The 22020-nt window shown below is 71.3% G+C and carries 20 protein-coding genes and 1 pseudogene; 10 read left to right on the plus strand and 11 right to left on the minus strand.

Annotated elements, in window-relative coordinates; all coding sequences use genetic code 11:
- Positions 1-92: 92 nt before the first annotated feature.
- From ACLZN2_RS00150 to ACLZN2_RS00170, 5 genes are all read right to left on the minus strand, one after another.
- Positions 93-1298 (minus strand): CHAD domain-containing protein, encoded by a 1206-nt coding sequence (locus tag ACLZN2_RS00150; protein ID WP_416976218.1) that lies wholly within the window; start codon positions 1296-1298, stop codon positions 93-95.
- Positions 1279-3639 (minus strand): RNA degradosome polyphosphate kinase, encoded by a 2361-nt coding sequence (locus tag ACLZN2_RS00155; protein ID WP_416976219.1) that lies wholly within the window; start codon positions 3637-3639, stop codon positions 1279-1281. Before ACLZN2_RS00155 ends, ACLZN2_RS00150 begins: the two co-directional genes overlap by 20 nt.
- Positions 3640-3828: 189 nt before the next feature.
- Positions 3829-4833 carry a hypothetical protein gene (locus tag ACLZN2_RS00160; RefSeq protein ID WP_416976220.1) on the minus strand — a complete coding sequence of 335 codons (1005 nt, stop codon included), beginning with the start codon at positions 4831-4833 and terminating at the stop codon, positions 3829-3831.
- A gap of 143 nt (positions 4834-4976) precedes the next feature.
- Positions 4977-5954, minus strand: a complete 978-nt coding sequence (locus ACLZN2_RS00165; protein WP_416976221.1) for an ABC transporter ATP-binding protein — start codon at positions 5952-5954, stop codon at positions 4977-4979.
- Positions 5951-6340 (minus strand): GntR family transcriptional regulator, encoded by a 390-nt coding sequence (locus ACLZN2_RS00170; RefSeq protein ID WP_416976222.1) that lies wholly within the window; start codon positions 6338-6340, stop codon positions 5951-5953. Before ACLZN2_RS00170 ends, ACLZN2_RS00165 begins: the two co-directional genes overlap by 4 nt.
- 256 nt (positions 6341-6596) lie before the next feature.
- Between ACLZN2_RS00170 and ACLZN2_RS00175 the strand changes: the two genes are divergently transcribed.
- The 6 genes from ACLZN2_RS00175 (at position 6597) to ACLZN2_RS00200 (ending at position 11621) form a co-directional block, all read left to right on the plus strand.
- Positions 6597-7139 (plus strand): RNA polymerase sigma factor, encoded by a 543-nt coding sequence (locus tag ACLZN2_RS00175; protein WP_416976223.1) that lies wholly within the window; start codon positions 6597-6599, stop codon positions 7137-7139.
- Positions 7136-7363, plus strand: coding sequence for a hypothetical protein (locus tag ACLZN2_RS00180; protein WP_416976224.1), 228 nt, complete (start codon positions 7136-7138; stop codon positions 7361-7363). Before ACLZN2_RS00175 ends, ACLZN2_RS00180 begins: the two co-directional genes overlap by 4 nt.
- A gap of 17 nt (positions 7364-7380) precedes the next feature.
- Positions 7381-8226, plus strand: coding sequence for an anti-sigma factor family protein (locus ACLZN2_RS00185; RefSeq protein ID WP_416976225.1), 846 nt, complete (start codon positions 7381-7383; stop codon positions 8224-8226).
- Between the two features lie 157 nt (positions 8227-8383).
- The gene (locus ACLZN2_RS00190) at positions 8384-9265 is read left to right on the plus strand and encodes an ABC transporter ATP-binding protein (RefSeq protein WP_416976226.1); all 882 of its coding nucleotides are present in this window, start codon (positions 8384-8386) and stop codon (positions 9263-9265) included.
- Entirely contained in the window at positions 9262-10860 is a 1599-nt protein-coding gene (locus tag ACLZN2_RS00195) for an ABC transporter permease (RefSeq protein ID WP_416976227.1), read from the plus strand. The genes ACLZN2_RS00190 and ACLZN2_RS00195 overlap by 4 nt, the downstream gene beginning before the upstream one ends.
- A gap of 83 nt (positions 10861-10943) precedes the next feature.
- Entirely contained in the window at positions 10944-11621 is a 678-nt protein-coding gene (locus ACLZN2_RS00200) for an ABC transporter (RefSeq protein WP_416976228.1), read from the plus strand.
- On the opposite strand, the gene ACLZN2_RS00205 is transcribed toward ACLZN2_RS00200, so the two are convergent.
- Positions 11569-11934, minus strand: a complete 366-nt coding sequence (locus ACLZN2_RS00205) for a DUF4440 domain-containing protein (protein WP_416976229.1) — start codon at positions 11932-11934, stop codon at positions 11569-11571. The two genes, ACLZN2_RS00200 and ACLZN2_RS00205, sit on opposite strands and share 53 nt — an antisense overlap.
- Before the next feature lie 72 nt (positions 11935-12006).
- Complete coding sequence (mshD, locus tag ACLZN2_RS00210; protein WP_416976230.1) at positions 12007-12933, minus strand: mycothiol synthase; 927 nt, start codon at positions 12931-12933, stop codon at positions 12007-12009.
- 156 nt (positions 12934-13089) lie between these two features.
- Between mshD and ACLZN2_RS00215 the strand changes: the two genes are divergently transcribed.
- A complete protein-coding gene (locus ACLZN2_RS00215; RefSeq protein ID WP_416976231.1) occupies positions 13090-14892 on the plus strand; it encodes a bifunctional metallophosphatase/5'-nucleotidase in 1803 nt (600 codons plus the stop codon).
- Between the two features lie 63 nt (positions 14893-14955).
- Positions 14956-15900 (plus strand): annotated as a pseudogene (locus ACLZN2_RS00220) (ABC transporter ATP-binding protein); the annotation flags it as partial.
- Between the two features lie 16 nt (positions 15901-15916).
- On the opposite strand, the gene ACLZN2_RS00225 reads toward ACLZN2_RS00220, so the two are convergent.
- The gene (locus ACLZN2_RS00225) at positions 15917-16672 is read right to left on the minus strand and encodes a response regulator transcription factor (protein WP_416976232.1); all 756 of its coding nucleotides are present in this window, start codon (positions 16670-16672) and stop codon (positions 15917-15919) included.
- 61 nt (positions 16673-16733) lie between these two features.
- Positions 16734-18830, minus strand: a complete 2097-nt coding sequence (locus ACLZN2_RS00230) for a pectinesterase family protein (RefSeq protein WP_416976233.1) — start codon at positions 18828-18830, stop codon at positions 16734-16736.
- Positions 18831-19107: 277 nt separating this feature from the next.
- Here ACLZN2_RS00230 and ACLZN2_RS00235 point away from each other — a divergent pair, with 277 nt between their 5' ends.
- Positions 19108-19455, plus strand: a complete 348-nt coding sequence (locus ACLZN2_RS00235; protein WP_416976234.1) for a DUF6247 family protein — start codon at positions 19108-19110, stop codon at positions 19453-19455.
- Positions 19452-19811 carry a hypothetical protein gene (locus tag ACLZN2_RS00240; protein ID WP_416976235.1) on the plus strand — a complete coding sequence of 120 codons (360 nt, stop codon included), beginning with the start codon at positions 19452-19454 and terminating at the stop codon, positions 19809-19811. Before ACLZN2_RS00235 ends, ACLZN2_RS00240 begins: the two co-directional genes overlap by 4 nt.
- On the opposite strand, the gene ACLZN2_RS00245 is transcribed toward ACLZN2_RS00240, so the two are convergent.
- Complete coding sequence (locus tag ACLZN2_RS00245) at positions 19786-21228, minus strand: HAMP domain-containing sensor histidine kinase (RefSeq protein WP_416976236.1); 1443 nt, start codon at positions 21226-21228, stop codon at positions 19786-19788. The genes ACLZN2_RS00240 and ACLZN2_RS00245 overlap by 26 nt on opposite strands.
- Positions 21225-21962, minus strand: a complete 738-nt coding sequence (locus ACLZN2_RS00250; protein WP_055634050.1) for a response regulator transcription factor — start codon at positions 21960-21962, stop codon at positions 21225-21227. Before ACLZN2_RS00250 ends, ACLZN2_RS00245 begins: the two co-directional genes overlap by 4 nt.
- Positions 21963-22020: the final 58 nt, after the last annotated feature.

Consider the following 22020-nt stretch of genomic DNA (forward strand, 5'->3'; position numbering starts at 1 on the left):
GCCGCCTGTCCTGCTGTTTACGCGGTGTTGTCCTGCGGCTTACGGCACGGTGTCCGCGGAGTGTGCCGCACCGCGCGGTGTATACGGCCTGCCTAAGGTCTGCCGACGGTCTGCTTCTGCCAGCAGCGCTGGAACGCGTACCGCGCCGCCTCCACCTCATGCCGCTGATCGGCGTGCAGCACGCCGAGCGCGTACGCGGTGGCCGGTGCGATGCGGGGCGTACGGGCCGCCTGGGCCGCGGCGGCCGCCGCCTCCGAGGCGTCCCGGTGCCGGTCGAGGGCCTGGCCCGCGGTGAGCAGCCGTACGTCCATCGGGGCGTCGGGGCCGTGCAGGACCTCGCAGGCGTAGCGGTGCAGCCGCAGCAGCAGACGGACCTGGTGCCAGGGGGCGTCCTGGGGGTGCGGGGCCGGGTCCGGGGAGAGGCCGTGGATCAGGGCCTCCGCGTTGTAGGGGCTGCCCGCGGTGAGGAGGGGGAGGGCGGCTACGGCGTCCACGAGGCGTTCCTCGGCGGCCGCGGCGAGGGGGTGCAGGTCGGTGGTGGGGGCGGCGGGGGTGAGGGGGACCTCGCTGGCGAGGACGGCGACCTGGTCGGCGACCGCGTGGAAGCGGGAGGAGCCGAGGGCCTGGAGGGCGGTGCTGTGGGCTCGGGTGCGGGCGAGGGTGAGCTGGCGGTCGAGGAGGGCGCCGGCTTTTGCCGCGCCGACTGTGAGGTTGCCGCGGTCGGGGGTTGCTGTGGGGCGGGTGCCGGCCGGTGGGGGTGCCGCTGCGCCCACCCGTGCCGCCCCAGCGGCACGACTGCCCGCAGCTACGCCGGTTGCGGGGGTGCCCGCGGCTGCGTCCGTGCCTTGGGTCTGGGGCGGGACCGGGGTTGATCCTGAGAGGCGGTGGAGGGCGAGGAGGAGGCGTTCCAGGCGGGCCTCGTACGCGTGTTCAAGGGCGAGCGTGCCCGAGAGCCAAGCCAGTTCCGGGCGGATCTGCTCCGACCACTCCGGGTCGAGGAGCGGGCGGAAGGTGTGCAGGCTGCCGCTGATGCGGCGGGCCGTACGGCGCAGGGCGCGCGCCGCGTCCACGGCGTCCTCCCCGCCGCCCACCGCACCGGGGGACGCGGGACCGCCGGCCGACGACCCGTTGGACGCCGTACCCCCTCCCGTCTCCCGGTGCAGCCGCAGTGCGCGGAGGAAGTCCGTGGCCTGGGCCCGCAGGTAGCCCGCCAGGGCGTCCCCGGTCACAGGACCGGGGACGGGACCGGGGAGGGGACGGGCCGCGGGGTCCGTCAGGTCATGGTGTTGCTGTGCCACGCCGGCGCCTCCGGGCGTCTATGAGCATCTCCTGGACGTTGCGCAGGGGTTGGCCGTCCGGGTCGGTCGCGTGCCGGGTCCACTCGCCGTCCGGGCCGAGGTGCCAGGAGGAGGTGGAGTCGGACATGCCGGTCTCCAGCAGCCGGTTCAGGGCCGCCCGGTGGGCCGGGTCGACGACCCTGACCATGGCCTCGATACGGCGGTCGAGGTTGCGGTGCATCATGTCGGCGCTGCCGATCCACACCTCGGGCTCGCCACCGTTGCCGAAGCCGAATACCCGGGAGTGTTCGAGGAAGCGGCCGAGGATCGAGCGGACCTGGACGTTCTCCGACAGTCCGGGGACGCCCGGGCGGATCGCGCAGATGCCGCGCACCCACACCTCGACGGGCACGCCCGCCTGGGAGGCCCGGTAGAGGGAGTCGATCAGCGCCTCGTCGACGATCGAGTTGACCTTGATGCGGACGTACGCCGGACGACCCGCGCGGTGGTGCTGGATCTCCTTCTCCACCCGGGAGATCAGGCCGTCCCGCAGCGACTTGGGGGCGACGAGGAGACGGCGGTAGGTCTCGCGGCGCGAGTAGCCGGAGAGCCGGTTGAACAGGTCGGAGAGATCCGCGCCGACCTGCGGGTCCGCGGTGAGCAGCCCGAGGTCCTCGTAGAGCCGGGCCGTCTTCGGGTGGTAGTTGCCCGTGCCCACGTGGCTGTAACGCCGTAGCGTCTCGCCCTCCTGGCGGACCACCAGGGACAGCTTGCAGTGGGTCTTCAGGCCGACGAGGCCGTAGACGACATGGCAGCCGGCCTCCTCCAGCTTGCGTGCCCACTTGATGTTGGCGTGCTCGTCGAAGCGGGCCTTGATCTCGACCAGCACGAGGACCTGCTTGCCGGACTCGGCCGCGTCGATCAGCGCGTCCACTATCGGCGAGTCGCCGGAGGTCCGGTACAGGGTCTGCTTGATCGCGAGGACGTCCGGGTCGGCGGCCGCCTGCTCCAGGAAGGCCTGGACGGAGGTGGAGAAGCTGTCGTACGGGTGGTGCAGGAGCACGTCACGGCTGCGCAACGCGCCGAAGATGTCGGGTGCGGAGGCGGACTCCACCTCGGCGAGGTCACGGTGCGTGCCGGCGATGAACTTCTTGTACTTCAGCTCGGGCCGGTCGAGGCCGTGGATGCGGAAGAGACCGGTGAGGTCGAGCGGGCCGGGCAGCGGGTAGACCTCCGCCTCGGAGATCTTCAGCTCGCGCACCAGCAGGTCGAGCACCTTGCGGTCGATGGACTCCTCGACCTCCAGGCGCACCGGCGGGCCGAACCGGCGCCGCATGAGCTCCTTCTCCAGGGCCTGCAGAAGGTTCTCGGCGTCGTCCTCCTCGACCTCCAGGTCCTCGTTGCGGGTGAGCCGGAAGGCGTGGTGCTCCAGCACCTCCATGCCCGGGAACAGCTCCTCCAGATGGGCGCCGATGACGTCCTCGATGGGGACGAACCGGCCCGGGGAGGCCTCCAGGAAGCGGGACAGCAGCGGCGGCACCTTGACGCGCGCGAAGTGGTCGTGACCGCTCACCGGGTTGCGTACGACGACCGCGAGGTTCAGGGAGAGACCCGAGATGTACGGGAACGGGTGCGCGGGGTCGACGGCCAGCGGGGTGAGGACCGGGAAGATCTGGTGCCGGAAGAGCGTGAACAGGCGGGCCTGCTCCTTCTCGGTCAGCTCGTTCCAGCGGACCAGGTGGATGCCCTCCTCCGCGAGCGCGGGGGCGACGTCCTCGTGGTAGGCCGCGGCGTGCCGGGCCATGAGCTCGCGCGAGCGGGCCCAGATCATCTCCAGCACCTCGCGCGGCTGCAGCCCGGAGGCGGAACGGGTCGCCACACCCGTCGCGATACGGCGCTTCAGTCCGGCCACCCGGACCATGAAGAACTCGTCCAGGTTGCTCGCGAAGATGGCGAGGAAGTTCGCCCGTTCGAGCAGGGGGGTGTTCGGGTCCTCGGCCAGTTCGAGCACCCGCTCGTTGAACGCGAGCCAGCTGCGCTCCCGGTCGAGGAAGCGGCCCTGCGGGAGGTGGACCCCGTCGGCCCGCGACTCCTCGAACGTGTCGAGGTCGGCGTCGATGTCGGGTTCCAGATCGGAGACCGCGGCCGCGACGGTGTGCGGGCGGTGCGCGGCTATGGAGCCCACGGAGGGCTGCGCGTGCTGGACATCGGCCTGGGCGGCATGTGGCTGGCTCATGTACCCATTCTTCCGCGCCAGCAGCGATACGGGCGCGTCAGAATGCGCAGGCGGGAGCGTGGCGGGCTGCCCGTCGGGGTCGTTCCCCTCGGAGGGCGGCGAGGCCTCGGGCACGGCGGGCTTCATTCGCCGAGCGTCGCAAGGTCGTCTGAACCCGTGGTTACGGAGACATGGCGTGCGGGATATCGGGGGGAGGCTCGCGGGGGTCGGTGCCCGGGACCGGTGCGGGGGAGAGGGCGGCGGGAGGGGGGTGCGTACGGCCGTCTCCCCCGCGGAGGGACGTACGCACCCCTGGCTTTTCCCCGATTTCCCGGCTCAGGCCGTGCGGCGGCGCACCAGCCGGAAGACGGCGGCGGTGGCGAGGACGGTGACGGCGAGGAGGATCCCGGTCTCCACGAGCTGGAGTGGCCAGTAGTGAGATTCGGGGTGGTAGGAGGCGTAGTAGCCGGTGACGCCGAGGTCGTCGAGGCAGCGCCGCATCTCGGTGGCACTGCCGTCGCACAGCCAGGACTCGAAGTTCGCGACGCGCCGCCCGTGGACCAGCGCGCCGTTCTCCACCTGCCACGCGGCGTCGGGGATGTGGGGGTAGCCGTTCGTCGTCGAGGTGCTGGTCACCGTGGGCCACAGGTGGTCGCGGTACTGCGCCATGACGAAGGAGAGCACCCCGGTCACGGTGACGGCGGCGGCGAGGGCGGGCAGCGTGCGGCGCAGCAGGAACCCGCTGAGCGCGCCGAGCGCGAGCGCGCACAGGACGTACGCGACGGCCGCGGGGCCGCGGGCGGTGAACGCGTCGCCCATCCACCCGTAGTACAGGAGGTCCCGGTTGCCGTTCCAGGCCCAGCGGTACGCGAGGACCAGGGCGCCGGTGCTCGCGGTCAGGACGAGCGCGGGGACGGCGAGCTTGGCGGTGAGCCAGCGGACGGGGGTGATGCCCTGGGTCCACGAGAGGTGTGCGGTGCCGCTCTCCATCTCGCGGCCGATCAGCGCGCCGCCGGCGAAGGCGGCCACGGCGAGGCAGGAGTAGGTGAGGAACAGGCCGATCAGGTCCATGCCATTCGAGAAGCGGGTCGCCATCATGTCGCACATGTCCTGGCCCGCGCGGTCGCAGGCCTCCAGCGCCGCGCGCTCGTCGTCGGCGGTGACCGTGCCGAGCCACACCACGCAGCCGCTCAGGCCCACGAGCACGAGCATCCAGAAGGCGAGCGCGGTGCGGTGCAGCCGCAGGACCGTACGGGCGGTCCCCCAGGAGACGCCGGGGGGCAGGGCCTCGGCGGGTGCCTGCGGGGCGCTGGGCAGCCTCGGGTCGGCGACGGCGGTCATACGGCGGCCTCCTGGGCGGCGGACGGGAAGAGGGCGGAAAGGGAGAGGGCGGAAGGGGAGAGGGCGTCGGAACGGGGCGGTGGGGCGCCCGAAGGGGCCGGAAGCGGGGCGCCTGAGCAGGCCGGTTGTGCCTGGGGTCGGGGTCACGCCAGGGCCTCCTCGGGTGTGGCCGGGGGCTCGGGTGCGCTGGGGGTCTCGGGTGCGGCCGGGGTCAGCGAGGCGGCCTCGGGGTTGCGCAGGTAGGCGAGGAGGAGTTCCTCCAGTGAGGGCGCCGAGGTGTGCCAGCTGTCGGCGAGGGGGCCGGCGGGGCGGATCAGCGCGGTGAGCTGGCGGCCGGTGACCCGGGACTCGACGACCGTGTGCGCGGAGAGGTCGGGGAGGCCGGGAAGTGTGTGCGTCGACGCCGACGTCGACTCCGATGGCGACGCCGACTCCGACATCGCGCTCACGCGCGTGTGCGCGGCCAGCAGGTCGTCGATCTCCCCGGCGAGCCGGACCCGGCCGCCGCCGACGAGCAGGAGATGGTCGCAGGAGTCCTCCAGCTCGGCGACCACGTGCGACGACATCACGATCGTCGTCCCGTGCTGCGCCGCCTGGGACATGAGGGTGCCCATCAGTTCGTGCCGGGCGAGCGGGTCGAGGTCGGCCATCGGCTCGTCCAGGAGCAGCAGTTCGGGCCGCTTGGCGAGGGCGAGCGCGAGGGCGACCCGGGTGCGCTGGCCGCCGGAGAGCGCGCGGATCTTCCGCATGGGGTCGAGCTCACCCGCGGAAACGATCCGCTCGGCTGTCGTGGCCTCCCAGCGGCCCGGGTTGAGGTGGGCGCCCATGCGCAGCGTGTCGGCGATCGTGAGCTGCGGGTGCAGCGGCTTGTCCTGGGCGACGTAGCCGACACGCGCGCGTGCGGATCCGGGGTCCGTGCCGAGGACGGTGACGGTGCCCTCGGTGGGGGCCAGCAGTCCGGCGGCCAGGGAGAGAAGCGTGGACTTCCCCGCCCCGTTGGGCCCGACGACGGCGCAGACCCGGCCGGCGGGCAGCCGGAACGCGCAGTCCCGCAGCGCCCAGCCACCGCGCCGGCCGAATCGCTTGCCGAGCGCGGTTGCCGCCATGGCGAGGTCGGTCATGAGAGATCTCCCTGAGCGAAGTGTTCTTCGAGTACGGCGGTGAAGAGCGCGGCCACGTCCTCGCGGTCCAGGCCGGTCTCCCGGGCCCGTACGGCCCAGGCGTCCAGCTCGGTGCGCAGGGGCGAGTCGGCGGGGGCGGTGCTCAGAGCGCGCCGCACGAACGTGCCGAGCCCGCGCCGTGCCTCCACCAGCCCCTCGCGCTCCAGCTCGCGGTACGCCTTCAGCACGGTGTTCGGGTTGATGGCGGTCGCCTCGACGACCTCACGGGCGGTGGGCAGTTGGTCGCCGGGCCGCAGTACGCCCAGCCGCAGGGCCTGCTTGGTCTGCTGGACGATCTGGACGTAGGTGGCCACGCCGCTGTGCCGGTCGATGCGGTACTCGACCACACGGATCAACCCCCTTTCACTAATTGAGTAGTGAAAGGGTGCGGTGGGGGGTGGGGGAAGTCAAGATCGCGAACGTGCCGTCGGCGCCCGGGTGGTGGTCAGTCGAGGGGGGCAACTGCCGTGCGGCAGGCCGGAGATCGGGAGGAAGGCCAGGTCGAGGGGGTGGGGCGGGGGTGGTTCTCGGGACGGAACGGCTCCCGGAAAATTTGTGGGCCGGATCGTGAACCGATCGGCGGGGCCGAACCGATGAGGGGTTGTGAGCGAAACGAGAAGCGACGGGGATCTGCTGCGGGCCATCGCGGCGGACGCGGACCGTCACGCCTTCGAGGAGCTGTACCGGCGGTTCGCGCCGTGGCTGACCGCGCGGATGCGCGGCCGCTGCGCCGACGCCGGGATAGTCGACGACGTCGTACAGGAGACGTTCCTCGCGGTGTGGCGGGGCACCGCCCGTTACCGCGAGGAGGGCGACGTGGCGGGCTGGCTGTGGCGCATCGCCGCACGCCGGCTGGTCGACGCCCTGCGCGGCGACGGCGCGCGCGGCCGGTTGCGCCAGACCCTCGCGCGCCTGCGCCACCGCGACGAGGTCTCGGCGGAGGAACGCGTGCTCGCGGGGGTGGAGCACGGGGACCTCGCCGGGGCCCTCACCAGCCTCTCGCCGGAACTGCGGGCCGTCCTGCAGGCGACCGTCATCGACGGGCTCACCACCAGGGAGGCCGCAGTCCTGCTCGGCATCCCGCCCGGCACGGTCAAGACGCGGGCCCTGCGCGCCCGCAAGCAACTGCGGGAGGCGCTGGCATGAGCCGGATCGTGGACGGGGCACGCGGCACCCGCGCACCTCTGCGGCACACCGCACGCACGGGCGCCGCCGGCCTGCGCTGGTACGCGCAGGCGGAGGCCGCCGCCCGCGCGGGAGAACGCGCGAGGTGGCACCGGGCCGAGCCCAGGGACGCGTACGCCGCAGGGGCCGACGCCCGACCGGGCGCGGGCATCGACGAGTACCAGCCGAGGGAGACGCAGGCATGACCGAGGGAGGCACAGACATGACGTGGCATGTGGCGGAGGAGGATCTGCGCGCCTACGCCCTCGGCGAGTTGGCGGCGCCCCTGCTGTGGTCCGCCGACACACATCTCACCCGGTGCGCGGAGTGCCGGGCCCGGCTCGCGGCCGGCACCGACCCCGTCGCGCTGGACTCCGGCTGGGAGCGGCTGGACGCCGAGCTGGACGCGCCCCGGCCGAGCCTGACCGAGCGGCTGCTGGTGCGGATCGGCGTGGCCGGCCACACCGCGCGGCTGCTGACGGCGACGCCGGTCCTGCGCCGCTCCTGGCTGCTGTCGGTGTTGTTCCTGCTGGTCATGACGGTACTGGCGGTGCGTGTCGCGGACGTGCCCGCGCTGTTCCTCGCCCTCGCCCCGCTGCTCCCGCTGGCCGGCGTCGCCCTGTCCTACGGCCCCGCTCTCGACCCGACGTACGAGATGGCGGTCGTCGCCCCGCTGCACGGCTTCCGCCTGCTGATGATCCGCACGGTCGCGGTCCTCACCGCGGGCCTCGTCCTCAACGGTCTGGCGACCCTGGCCCTGCCGGGGTACGGCCTGATGGCCCTGGCCTGGCTGCTGCCCGCCCTGGCCCTCACCACCACGGGCCTCGCGCTCTCCGCCCGGCTGGGCCCGGTCCTCGCGCCCGCCCTCGTCGGCGGCGCCTGGCTGACCCTGCTGGCCGTGGCGCACGCCCAGGCGCAGAGCTCCACCAGCACCCTCGCCCCGTTCACAGCCGTCGGCCAGTCCGCCGCGGCCGGGGTGACGGTCCTCGCCGCCCTGCTGCTCTACCAGGCCCGGGACCGCTTCGACGCCCGTCCGATGGGCGGCTTCGCGGACGGAGGCACGGCATGACCCGGCGGGAGGGACCCGCCCCGGCCCCCCTTCCTCCTGCTCCTGCTCCTCCCGCTCCTCCTTTCCTTTCACTTCTTCCCGGCGGCAGGCGCGGCACGGCACCTTCCCGTCCCTCGCCCCCTGCCCCACCTTCCCACTGCACTGTCAGGAGCCCCGCGTGACGACCCACCCCCTCACCGAGCCCAGCACTCTGCGGGCCGACGGGCTGGCCCTGCGCTTCGGCGGCACCCGTGCCCTCGACGGCGTCTCCCTGCGGCTGACGCGTGGCGTCACCGGGCTGCTCGGTCCCAACGGCGCCGGAAAGACGACCCTGCTGCGGGTGCTGGCCACGGCCGTACCGGCCGACGAGGGCCGGTTCACCGCCCTCGGACACGACCCCCGCACCGCCGCAGGCCGTCTCGCCCTGCGCCGCGAGCTCGGCTATCTGCCGCAGACCCCCGGCTTCCACCCGGACTTCACGGCCTTCGAGTTCGTCGACTACGTGGCGATCCTGAAGGAACTGACCGACCGGGGAGCCCGCCACCGCGAGGTGCGCCGCGTCCTGGACGCCGTCGACCTCTCCGAGGTGCGCGGCAAGCGTCTCAAGCGGCTCTCCGGCGGTATGCGACAGCGTGTCGCCCTGGCCGCCGCACTGGTCGGCGACCCCGGCTTCCTCGTCCTGGACGAGCCGACCGTCGGTCTGGACCCCGAGCAGCGCATGCGCTTCCGTGAGCTGATCGCCCAGGCGGGCGAAGGGCGCACGGTCCTGCTGTCCACGCACCAGACGGAGGACGTGGCGATGCTCTGCCACCGTGTCGTCGTCCTGGCCCACGGTCGCGTCCGCTTCGAGGGCACCCCCGCGGAGCTGACCGCCCGCGCGGAGGGCCGGGTCTGGAGCAGCACGGAACGCCACCCGGGCGCACTGGCCGGCTGGCGCACGGGCATGGGCACCTTCCGCAACATCGGCGACCCACCCGCCGGCGCCGACCTGCTCGAACCCACCCTGGAGGACGGCTACCTCCTCACCCTGGACGGCGAGAGCGCGGAGGCGGCGGCATGAGCCCCACCCCGGCCACGACGTCCGGCACCCCGACGACCCCGCTCGACGAGCCTCCCGCCACCGACTCAGTGAAGCCGAACCCGGCGCAGCCGAGCGAGAGCGACCGCCTGCGCGCGGTCCTCGCCCTGGCCCGCTTCGAGACCCGCGATCTGCTGACGCAGATCCAGATCCTGTTCTTCTTCACCCTCTACGTCGCCCTCGTCGTCCTGCAGATAATCCGCCAGGAGGGCATGGACGACTACCCGATCCTCAACATGGCGGACCGGGACACCCAGGGGGCACCCCTGCTGTTCGCGCTCGCCGTCCTCGTGTGCGTCAACGCGGCCGCGCTGCGTTCGCGGAAGCACGGCACGGTCCACCAGTTCGGGGTCCTCGCCATGGAGCCGTGGCGGCGCACCGCCGCCCACATCCTGTCCGTGGTGCCGTTCGCGGCGCTCACGGCGGTCCTGGTCGTCGCGCAGTACACCCGCGAGGCGCTCAAGCCCGGCGCGATCGGCCATGGCTCGGTCGGCGAACTGGCCGTGGGCCCGCTGACGGTCCTGCTGGCCGGGATCGTGGGAGTGCTGCTGGCCCGCGCGGTGCCCACCTCCTTCGCTCCCATACTGTTCGTCATCGTCTTCTACCTGGCCATGGTCGTCGTCTCCGAGGCCGCGAACCAGGGCAAGGGCTGGGGCTGGGAGTGGCTCAGCCCGATCTCCCTGAGCTCCGCTCCCAGCGGCGACCCGGTCCCCTCCGACCTGCTCGGCCGCCCCGCCGCCTGGCACGCCCTGTACCTGGTCGGTCTGTGCGCCGTCCTGGTGTGCGCGGCGCTTCTCCTCTCCGGCGGTCGCACCCGCGCCGTCAAGGCGGCCACGGCCCTGGCCCTCGCGACCACCGTCGCCGGCGTGGTCGGCCAGGTGCCGTACGACACAGCGGCCCTGGAGAAGGCCCGCAAGGTGGCGTCCGAGACACCGCTGAAGGTGCAGTCCTGTGCGAAGGACGGCGGCTCGACGTACTGCTCCTTCCCCGAGTGGAACGGCACACGGGACGACTGGGCCGGCGTGGTCGACCGGGTGCGGTCCCTGGCCGGCGGCACGGCCGCGACGAGGCCTCTGACGATCCGGCAGCGCATCGACGCCACCAGCGGTGTGGAGAAGGACACCTCCCTCACCGCGTTGACCACGCCCGGCGAGGTCACGGTCGGTACGCACTGGGGCGGCAACCGCGTCCCCGAGTTCGCGGTCGGAGTCGCCACGGTCCTCGTGACGGGCACGGAGGACGCCACGACCGAGGAACTGTGCGACGACGCCCGCCCGGTGACGATCATGTGGCTGGCCCTGGGCGCCGACTCCAGCCCGCTGTCCAAATTCCGGGACGTCCGGCTGGACGACAGCATTGAGGGCTCCGCGGTGATCCTCGCCCCGACCAACCCTTTCAGCCTGACGGCCAATCAGACGAAGGTCGTCCGCGAGCTTCTGGAGCGCCCGCGGGCCGAGGTCACCGAACGGGTCAAGGCCCACTGGACGGAACTGACATCCACGTCGACGACGACCGCGCAGGCCGCGAAGCTGCTGGGAGTCCCGGTACCGAAGGAGGCGGAGGAGTGCGACGAGTAGAGGAGGCGAAGGCAGTGGAAGCCAGTGCAGTGGAAGCCAGTGCAGTGGAAGCCAGAGCAGCGGCTGAGCCGGGGAAAGTCACGATGGCCCTGCTCCGCTCGCTGGTGGTGCCGGTGTGGCGCACCCTGCCCCGGCGGGCGCTGACCGCCGCCGGCGTGATGGGCCTGCTGCTCACGGCGAGCACCCGGCTCCCGGACCATGCCCCGGACGCCGAACTGGGCATGTTCGTCCTGCGCCTCACGGCACTCACCGGCGCTCTGGGCCTGGCCTTCCTCCTGGACGACCCGGCCCGCAACACCAGCGCGGCCACCCCGATAGCCCGTCCGGTCCGCACGGCCCTCCGTCTGGCGATGACGATCCCCCTGACGGCCGTGTGGTGGGCGACGGCCCTCCTCCTGATACCGTCCCCGACCCGCCCCCCGCTCCTCCCGGTCACGCTGCAGGCTGCGGCGATCATCGCGGCGGCGCTCGCCCTCGCCACGGTCGCCGTCCGCTTCACGGACTCCCCGGAAGTGGGCAGGCGCACGGCGACACGCATGCTCACGGCGACCGCGGTGGCCATCCTGACCCCCAACCGCTGGGGCCTGCTGGCCACACCGGCCGACCCCTGGTGGGAGCCGACGCAGCTGAGATGGGCGGCGGTCCTCGGGGTGACCCTGGCGGTGTGCGCGCTGTGGACCCCGGAGCCGCTCGGCCAGGGGCGGGGGTTCAGACGGCCGGTGTCCCCTGGTGGAAGTACATCCGCCAGCCCGACGCCGTGAGACGCCACAGGGAGCTCCGCCACACCCGGCGGCCCTGGTGGTCGGAGAAGTAGGTGAGGTGGACGAGGCCTGGAGCAAGGACGGTGCCGGTCATGTCACTGACCTCGACCGGAGCCTCCGGGGAGATGCCGCCGCCACCGGTCACGGCGAGGATCGTCTCCACGTCCCACCATCGCCCGGAGGCCCCGATCTCCTTGAACTCCGGGTCCAGCAGCTCCAGCACCCGCTCGTCGGAAGCCCGCACCTCGGGATCGAGCATCCGCAGCTCACCGTCGATGGCTGCCTGCACGCCCTGTTCCTGATCACCGGTCATGCGGGAATCCTAAGGACACCGGGGCCGGCATCTCAGCGCTCACCCCGACACCGGCTCACCGCCCAGGGTTGCTCACGTCTCCGTCCGGTACATCAGGTCCGTTTCGTGCGTGATGAAGCCCAGGCCCTCGTACACCGCCACCGCCGCCTTGTTGTCGGCGTCGACGTACAGCATCGCCGTGGGCAGGCCCTGCCCCGCGAGATGGCGCAGGCCGATCGTGGTGAGGGACTTGCCGAGGCCGCCGCCCTGGGCGCCGGGGGCGACGCCGAGGACGTACACCTCGCCGAGCTGTTCCTCGGCGTGGACCTTGGTCCAGTGGAAGCCGATGAGTTCGTCGCCGCGGAAGGCGAGGAAGAAGCCGGCGGGGTCGAACCAGGGCTGGGCCTTGCGGTCGTCGAGGTCGCGCTGGACCAGGGATCCCTGCTCGGGGTGGTGGGCGAAGGACGCGGAGTTGACGGCGAGCCAGGCGGCGTCGTCCCGGCCGGGCTCGAACGTGCGGACGGTGACACCCTCGGGCAGCACCGGGTCCGGCAGGGTGAGGTCGGTCAACGACCGCCGCATCTGGCGCAGTTCGCGGAACAGGGTCAGCCCGAGGACCTGGGCGAGATGGCGGGCGGCGGAGTGCCCGCCGTGGGCCCACACCCGCAGCCGCTTGCCGGAGGCGGCGAGCAGGGCGGCGCCGAGGGCGCGGCCGTGCCCGTGGCCGCGGTGGGAGGGGTGGACGACCAGTTCGGCGGCCGGCGCCTCGATCGGGTCGGTGTCCTCCAGCTGGGCGTAGCCGACGAGTTCGCCGCCGACGGTGAGGACCAGATGGGAGACGCCTTCGCGGGGACCCCCGCGCAGCTGCAGCCGGCCCTGCTCGGACACCGCCTGCTGGCCGTCCGTGCGGGCGGCCTCCGCGAGCAGGTCGAGGACGGCATCGGTCTGTTCGGGGGAGAGCTCGGAGAGGGTCTCGATGGATCGGGAGCCGTGGGGCCGTGCGATGTCGTCGCTGGTCATGCGTACGAGGGTAAGGGGAGGGCACCGCAAAGTGGCGGCAAGGAGAGGGCAAAGGGAAACCAGGATGTAACCCGGAACCCCCTGTCGCGCTACGCGCGTTGACCCTAGGCTGCGCCGGACGGGGCCACTAAATTCAGCCGATTCACAGGGGGGCGCATGCCAGCCACTTCCCATCCGGACCCGAGCCGCAGACGTCGTACGTACCGTCTGCTCGCGGCCGCCGCAACGCTCGCCACGGCGGGCGCGATGGCCGCCGCGCTCCCGGCGGACGCCCACGACGCGAACCACGGCAAGCCGCTGCCGAGCCGCTACCAGGACGTTCAGCTGCTGTCCTTCAACGACCTGCACGGCAACCTGGAGCCGCCGTCGGGCTCGTCCGGCCGTGTGACGGAACTGCAGGCGGACGGTACGACGAAGACGATCGACGCGGGCGGTGTCGAGTACCTCGCCACACATCTGCGGGAGGCCCGCAAGGGCAACGCGTACTCCATCACCGCGGCCGGCGGTGACATGGTCGGCGCCTCCCCGCTGATCTCGGGCCTGTTCCACGACGAGCCCACCATCGAGGCGCTCAACAAGCTCGACCTGGACGTCACCTCCGTCGGCAACCACGAGTTCGACGAGGGCGCGAAGGAATTGGCCCGTCTTCAGTACGGCGGCTGCCACCCGACGGCCGGCTGCTACACGGACGAGGAGTTCGAGGGCGCCGACTTCCCGTACCTGGCGGCCAACGTCCTGAACGAGAAGAGCGGCAGGCCGATCCTCAAGCCGTACTACGTCTGGCAGAAGAAGGGCGTCAAGATCGGCTTCATCGGGGTGACCCTGGAGGACACGCCGGGTGTCGTCTCCGCCGAGGGCGTCAAGGGCCTGAAGTTCAAGGACGAGGTCGAGACGATCAACAAGTACGCCAAGGTGCTGCAGCGCCAGGGCGTGAAGTCGATCGTCGCGCTGATCCACGAGGGAGGACAGCCGGCGTCGGGCGCGTACAACTACAACTGCGACTCCCCGGGCGCCGGTGACGGCATCTCCGGCCCGATCGTGGACATCGCGAAGAACATCTCCCCGTCGGTCGACGCGCTGGTCACGGGCCACACCCACGCCGCGTACGTCTGCACGATCCCGGACCCGGCGGGCAACCCGCGCATGGTCACCTCGGCCGCGTCCTTCGGCCGCCTCTACACGGACACCACGCTGACGTACGACCGCTTCACCGGCGACATCGCGCGGACGTCCGTGAAGTCGGCGAACCACGTGGTCACCCGGACCGTCGCCAAGGCGCCGGACATGACCGAGCTGATCAGCCAGTGGAACACGCTCGCCGCCCCGATCGGCAACCGCGCCATCGGCTACATCTCGGCCGACGTGCCCAACACGGGCACCGAGTCCCCGATGGGTGACCTGATCGCGGACGCGCAGCTGGCGTACGGCAAGTCGCTCGACGCCGAGACCGACCTCGCGCTGATGAACCCGGGCGGTGTCCGGGCCGGACTCACCTACGCGGCCAAGGGCAGCGAGGGCGACGGTGTGGTGACGTACGCCGAGGGCTTCACGGTCCAGCCGTTCTCCAACACCGTGAACCTGCAGGACTTCACCGGCGCCCAGCTGATCCAGGTCCTCAAGGAGCAGGTCAGCGGCACGAACGCGAGCGCGCCGAAGATCCTCCAGCCGTCCGCGAACCTGACGTACACCCTGGATCTGACGAAGACCGGCGCCGACCGGGTCGTCACCGACTCCATCAAGGTGAACGGCGCGGCCGTCGACCCGTCGGCCACCTACCGCATCGCGACCAACAGCTTCCTCGCGGGCGGCGGCGACGGCTTCACCACCCTCGGCCAGGGCACGGGCGACCTCGTCGGCACGGACGACCTCGCGGCCCTCGAGCAGTACCTGACCGCCAACTCCTCGGCCACCAGCCCGATCACCCCGCCGGTGGCGAACCGGATCACGATCGTGCAGTAGCCCGAGCCTTCTCGTCCGACGAGGCCGCCGCGTCATCGACGCGGCGGCCTCGTCGTGTTTGAACTCGTCTTCGCCGCCTTCATCGGCTACCTCTACCCCCCGGTCCGCAGCCTCGGCCGGCTCGGCCTGACGGTCACCGCGGCCACGGCGGGCGCGGACCGCATCGCCGAGATCCTGGACGCGCGCCCGGCCGTCGAGGACCCGACCGCCCCCGTCCCCACCTGGCCGGTCCACGGCCACATCGGCTTCCACGGCGTCGGCTTCACCTACCCCGACACCCCCCGCCCCTCCCTCACGGACGTGACCTTCACCGCATCCCCGGGCGAACTGATCCTGGTCACGGGCGCGAGCGGAGCCGGCAAGTCCACCCTCGCCAAGCTCCTCACCCGCTTCTACGACCCCGACGCGGGCGTGATCACCCTGGACGGCGTCCCCCTCACCGACGTACCCCTGGAGTTCCTCCGCGAGAATGTGGCCCTGCTCCCCCAGCAGACCCTCGTCCTCAACGGCACCATCCGCGAGAACATCGAGTGCGGCCGCCCGGGCGCCACGGACCACGAGATCGAGCAGGCGGCCCGGGCCGCGGCGGCCCACGACTTCATCACCGCCCTCCCCGACGGCTACGCCACCCCGCTGGCCCCCGGCACCTCCGCCCTCTCCGGCGGCCAGCTCCAGCGCATCGCCATCGCCCGCGCCATGCTCCGCGCGGCCCCGGTCCTCGTCCTCGACGAACCCACCGCCGGCCTCGACTCGGTGGCCGCCCGCCAGATCGTCCAGCCCCTGCGCCGCCTGATGTCCGGCCGTACGACGATCATGATCACCCACGACCTCAGCCTCGCCCCCGAGGCCGACCGCGTCCTCATGATCGACGAGGGCCGCCTTCTGGCCACCGGCACCCACGACGACCTGATCACCCACTGCCCGGCCTACGCCCGCCTCACCGAACCCTGGCCGACCGCCTTCACCCACCACACGGCGGCGGACGACACCCTGATCCTGCGCCTGTAGCCGGTACGTAGGTCGTTCACCCCTCCCGCAGCATGTACCCCAGCCCCCGCACCGTCTGGATCAGGCGGGGGCGGCCGTCGGTTTCCAGTTTCCGGCGGAGGTACATGACGTAGACGTCGAGGGTGTTGGACGTGGGTTCGAAGTCGAAGCCCCAGACGTCGTGGAGGATCTGGGCGCGGCTGAGGACCTTGGCGGGGTGGCGCAGGAGGTACTCCAGGAGGGTGTACTCCGTGCGGGTGAGGTCGACGGGGTGGCCGGCGCGGGTGACCGTGCGGGTGGCGTGGGTCATGACCACGTCGAGGAAGGTGAGGGTGTCGGGGGCCGAGGGGCGTGGGGGCGGAGGAGTGCGGCGGGTGGCGCGGCGCAGGAGGGCGCGGACGCGGGCCAGGAGTTCCTCGACGGCGAAGGGTTTCATCAGGTAGTCGTCGGCGCCGTTGTCCAGGGCGACGATACGGTCGCCGACCGCGTCCCGGCCGGTGATCATGAGGATCGGGACCGTGGAGCCGGAGGCGCGGATACGGCGGGTGGCGGCCAGGCCGTCGAGGCCCGGCATGGTGACGTCCATCAGGACCAGGTCGGGTGCGCCGCCGGGGGCCGCGATCAGGTCGAGGGCGAGCCGTCCGTCGCCGGCGAGGACGGTCTCGTAGCCCTCGAACCTGAGCAGTCTGCCGATGCTTTCCCTGATGTCCGCGTCGTCGTCGGCGAGCAGGATCCTGCCCGCCGCGTTCGTCGTGGTGCCCGCTTCCGTTCCCCTCACCAATTGATTCACCATTCCCTCACGGTGGGGCGGAGGGCTGTGGGTGAGCTGGCAGAGGGGTGTGGCTGGGCTGGGATCAGGAGGCCGAGGGCGTCCAGTCGCCGAGCCAGTCCGCAACCTCCTGGCCGGTGGCCTGGGCGTCGGTCAGCTGCGGGCGGTTGCTGCTCGCGGCTCCCGAGCCGGCGCCGGTGTTCTTGTACTCGGCGAAACGGTCGTCCTTCCAGGAGAAGCCGCCCATGTCCGACCAGGGGGTGGACTTGATCGCCGCGCTGAGGGAGCTGTCGCGGACCGTGGTCTGCGGGTCGACGGCCGTGTCGCCGCCCGGGTGCCAGTTGCGGCCGAGGAAGAAGGAGGCGGAGCTGACGTCGCCGTTGACCGTCGAGCGGTTGATCAGGATGCCCTTGCGGTCCGCCGGGGTGCTGGGGGCGGTGACATAGCCGGCGCTCGTGCCGTTCCAGCGCTTCTTCAGCGTGATGACGGACCTGTCGATGACGGCGGTGGCCCGGCCGAAGATGAAGTCGACGTTGCCGGTGATGTAGGAGTTGCTGATGTAGACCCGGCCGAGCTTGTCCTTGGCGGCGGTCTCCATCTCCAGGGTGTCCTGGTCGCCGTTGACGATGACCCCGTCGAGCCAGATCCGGTCGGCCTGGGTCAGCAGGGCCACCGCCTGGTTGGCGATGTCCTGGTGCTTGGACTCGTCGAAGTCGTTGGTGACGGTCAGGTTGCGGACCTGGGAGTCGTCCGAGAGGACCGAGACGGTGGCGCTGCCGGGGGTGCCGTACGTCCCCGAACCGTCGGGCTTGGTCATGCCCGCCGCGTTGCCGTAGACGATCGTCGTGTCCTTGCGGCTGCCGCCGGTGCCCTGGATGGTGACGTGCGGCTTGTTCGCGGGGACCTTCACGACCTCGCGGTACGTCCCCGGCTTGACGGAGATGACGACCCGGGAGGTGTTGTTCGCGGGTACTGCGTTCACGGCGGCCTGGACCGTCCTGTACTGGCCGGTGCCGTCGGCGGCGACGGTGAGGGTCGTGGCCGCGGCGGACGTGGTCGTGCCCGTGGAGGAGGTGGTGCCGAGGGAACTACGGGGCCCCGTACCGGACTTGAGCAGTGACGGGACGTCAGCCGTCTTGTCCAGGGTGTAGGAGTAGTACTTCTTCGGGTCCCAGGCCGCGCCCGAGCCGCCGCTCTCGTTCTTGCCCGTCGTCCCGGAGAACACGTTGCCGCGCTGGACGAGGGTGGCGGTGGTGTCGCGGACGACGGGGTTGGTCAGGCCCTGGAAGTAGGAGTTCTCCAGGACCATGTTGGTCTTGCCACGCGAGTAGTTGCCGTACGACGACTTGATCTCCGTGCCCGCCACGTCCTCCATGAAGTTGTTGTAGAGGTGCGCGTGGGCGACGTTGTCCGTGGACGGGTTGCGCTGCTCGGTCTCGCGGATCCAGTTGTGGTGGATGGTGATGTCCGCGGTGACGTTGTCGGTCCAGCCGATGCCGAACGCCTTGTTCTCCTGGCTGAGCTTGTTCCAGGAGACGGTCAGGTAGGTGGTGTCCTTGCGGCTGTCGATGAGCCCGTCGGCCATGTGCCGGATGTCGTTGTGGTCGATCCAGACGTGGTGGGCGCCGTCCATCTGGATGCCGTCGTAGTCGTGCTCCTTGTCGTTCCAGACGCCCTGGTACGCGTCCCGGATCGTCAGGTTCCGGATGATCACGTTATGGACGCCCTGGCCGAGGAAGAAGCCGCCGCCGACGATCTGCCCGGACGTCCCGGATCCGATGATCGTCTTGTTCGACTGGACCTTGATCTCCTTGCCGACCGGGTCCATGTTGATGGTCGCGGCGACGACGATGACGTACGGCTCGCTCGCGGTCGCGTACTTCTCGAGATCCGCGAGGGTCTTCACGGTGACCGTCTTGCCGTCCCGGCCGCCGTACGTCCCGTTCTGGCCCAGCGCGTTGACGGAGGCGAAGCCGTCGGCGGACGCGGTGGCCCAGGCGGGCGCGGCCGCCGACGCGCTGCTCTGCGCGTCCTCGCCGAAGAGGCCCAGGTCCGTGCCGTAGGCGAGGGTGCCGGCGGCCGTGAGGGCGAGGGGGATTCCTGCGGCAAGCGCGGTCCGGCGCCTGCGGTGCCGGGGCTTGCCCGCGCCCGTGCCTGTGCCCGTGCTTCTGTGCGCGCTCATACGGCATTCCGTTCCATGCGGGGAGTGGGACCGCGGGTATGTCGCCGCACGGAACGGAAAGGTTGCCGTGATCTTTTCAAGATTCCGACGGCCGGGGTCAAGGGCGAGGGGGTCCTTGCGCGTTCGAGTGAAGCGGGCCGGAAGGCCTGACCTGCGGGGTTGTCTCCCTCATGGTTGATCTTCCGATCGCACGGATGGTCGGGATATGAACGACGGATGGGGAAGGCACGAGGCGGTTATGGTCGTAGACACGGCACTTCGAAGGAGGGCATCGGTCATGGCTGCTCACGCTGCGGAATCCGATCCGGTCATCCCGCCCATGCCCGAGCGGACGCCACAGGCGCTGCGCGCGGCCATCGCAGAGCACGCCCCCGTGCTGCTCCCCGACTTCGACAGGCACTGGAAAAGGGCGATCGCCGATACCTTCAATCTCGGCCCTGTGCCGGCGTTCATGGCCCTCTGGTGGGGCGAGTACGCCCTTGCCCGCGATCCCAAGTTGGACGCGCACGTGCACGATCTCGAAATCCGGGCCTCGGAGGCCACCGACGGCGCCGAAGCCAGGGCCCTTCTCGAAGAGGCTTCGAAGATTCGTCACCGAGTGCAGAAACTGGAGCCCGGCGAGTGACCGACGAGTTCATGGGGCCGCCTTGGCAGATGGACTGGCGGCTCGATGCCTTCACCGCCTTCGACGCATTGCCTGACCACGTTCGTGAGATCGTCCTCGAAGCACGTGGCGAACTGGTCACAGCGAAGGACCCTTATTTCCGAGGTATCGAGACGGATGCCTGCCTTCCTGACGGAACGCAGGTCATGCCGGTCCGATCCAGTGATCCGAAGGGTGCTCATCTGCTCCTCTTCGACGACGAGCACGGCTGGCTGAAGTTCACCTTTGTACCCCGCATTGCAGACCCCCAGATCATCGTGGAAGAGCTTTTCTGGCTGGGAGCCGTACCTCCTACGGAACCTCCGGCGGAGCCGTAGGCGCCCCCGGCAGGCGTACCGTCGCCACCGTGCCGCCGCCGTGGGCGCGGGCCAGGGTGACGTTGCCGCCCGCCTGTTCGACCGTGCGGGCCACGATGGACAGGCCCAGGCCGGAGCCGGGGAGGGCGCGGGCGCTGGGGGAGCGCCAGAAGCGGTCGAAGACGTGGGGGAGTTCGTTCTCGGCGATGCCGGGGCCGTGGTCGCGGACGGTCAGGGTGCCGCCCGTCAGCTGGACGTCGATCGTGCCGCCCTCGGGGCTGAACTTCACCGCGTTGTCCAGGATGTTGACGACCGCGCGCTCCAGCGCGGCCGGCTCCGCCCTCGTGAACCAGGGCTCCAGGTGCGCGTTGATCGTCAGCTCGGGGCCGCGCAGCCGGGCGCGGCGCAGGGCCGACTCGACCGTGTCCTCCAGGGCGACCACCTGGATGCGTTCGCCGCGCTGACCCTCCGAGCGGGACAGCTCCTGGAGGTCGCCTATGAGGGAGGCCAGTTCCGTCATCTGCGCCTTCACCGAGGCGAGGAGCGCCTTGCGGTCGGCGGCGGGGATGGGGCGGCCTGTCTCCTCGCTGCGGGTGAGGAGTTCGATGTTGGTGCGGAGCGAGGTGAGAGGGGTGCGGAGTTCGTGGCCGGCGTCCGCGATGAGTTGTTGCTGCAGCTCGCGGGAGTTGGCCAGGGAGGCCGTCATCGAGTTGAAGGAGCGGGAGAGCCGGGCGATCTCGTCCTCGGCGTCGTCCTCGACGGGAATGCGGGTGCTCAGGTCGTCCGTGCGGGCCACGTGTTCGACGGCCTCGGTGAGCTTGTCGACGGGGCGCAGACCGGCCCGGGCCACGGCGAGGCCAGCGGCGCCGGCTCCGATGACTCCTACGCCGGAGACGAGGAGGAGGATCAGGGCGAGGTCGTTGAGGGTCTTCTCGGTTCCCTTGAGGGAGACCGCGACGACAAGGCCGACCTTGGGGCCGGGATCCCCGGTGAGCGTCGTGGTCGACATCGGCTGGAGCATCACGCGCACCGCGTTGCCGTCCTCGTCGGTGCCGTCCCGGAAGTAGAGCGTCTCGGTGTTGCCGTTCTGGATGTGGTCCTTGTCGGACTGGGTGATCTTGACCTTGCCGACGGAGGAGTCGAGGACGCAGATGGCTCCGTCTTCCTTCACCAACTGCAGATAGTTGTTGCGATACGGGCTGTCGCCAGAGTTCTGCGGGGTCTCGGAGCAGTTGTTGAGGGCGTTGTTGATCATTTGGCTGGGCGCCCGCATGCCCCGCTGCAGATCGTTGTTCACCTGCTCGTACAACTTGCCCTGCACGATGAACCAACAAGTCACCGAAACCGCCGCCACCGCGAACGCCACAGCGGCAGCGACCAGCATCGAGAGCCGGGCCCGGATCGGGAGCGTCCGGAAGCGGCGGGCCAGCTTCTTCACTCCGCGCCGCCCTGTCGCAGCACGTACCCCACACCGCGCACGGTGTGCACGAGGCGCGGCTCGCCGGCCGCCTCGGTCTTGCGGCGGAGGTACATCACGTACACGTCCAGGGAGTTGGAGGACGGCTCGAAGTCGAAGCCCCAGACCGCCTTCAGGATCTGCTCACGCGTGAGGACCTGGCGCGGGTGGGCCATGAACATCTCCAGCAGGGTGAACTCCGTGCGGGTGAGTTCGACGGGGCGTCCGGCCCGGGTGACCTCACGGGTCGCGAGGTCCATGCGCAGGTCGGCGAAGGTGAGCGCCTCGTCCTCCTCCACGGCGGCCGCGCCGGCCGCCGCCGCGTAGGAGCTGCGGCGCAGCAGGGCGCGGACGCGGGCGAACAGTTCGTCCAGTTCGAACGGCTTGACCAGGTAGTCGTCGGCGCCCGCGTCGAGGCCGGTGACCCGGTCGCCGACCGTGTCGCGGGCCGTGAGCATGAGGATGGGGGTCGTGTCGCCCGCGCCCCGGATGCGGCGCGCGGCGGTCAGGCCGTCCATGCGGGGCATCTGGATGTCGAGGACCACGAGGTCGGGCCGGTAGGCCGTGGCCTTCTCCAGGGCGTCTGCGCCGTCCACGGCGACCTCCGTGTCGTAGCCCTCGAAGGCGAGACTGCGCTGGAGTGCTTCGCGTACCGCGGGCTCGTCGTCGACGATCAGGATGCGCTGGGTGTCACGGTCGCCTTCGGCGGGGCTCATGGGCGTGGATCCTCGGGTGCGTGGGACGGACGGGGACAAGACGGGAGACAAGAGGTGC

Origin of the sequence: Streptomyces sp. T028, assembly GCF_048159505.1 — a bacterium.
In the GTDB taxonomy this organism is placed as follows: domain Bacteria; phylum Actinomycetota; class Actinomycetes; order Streptomycetales; family Streptomycetaceae; genus Streptomyces.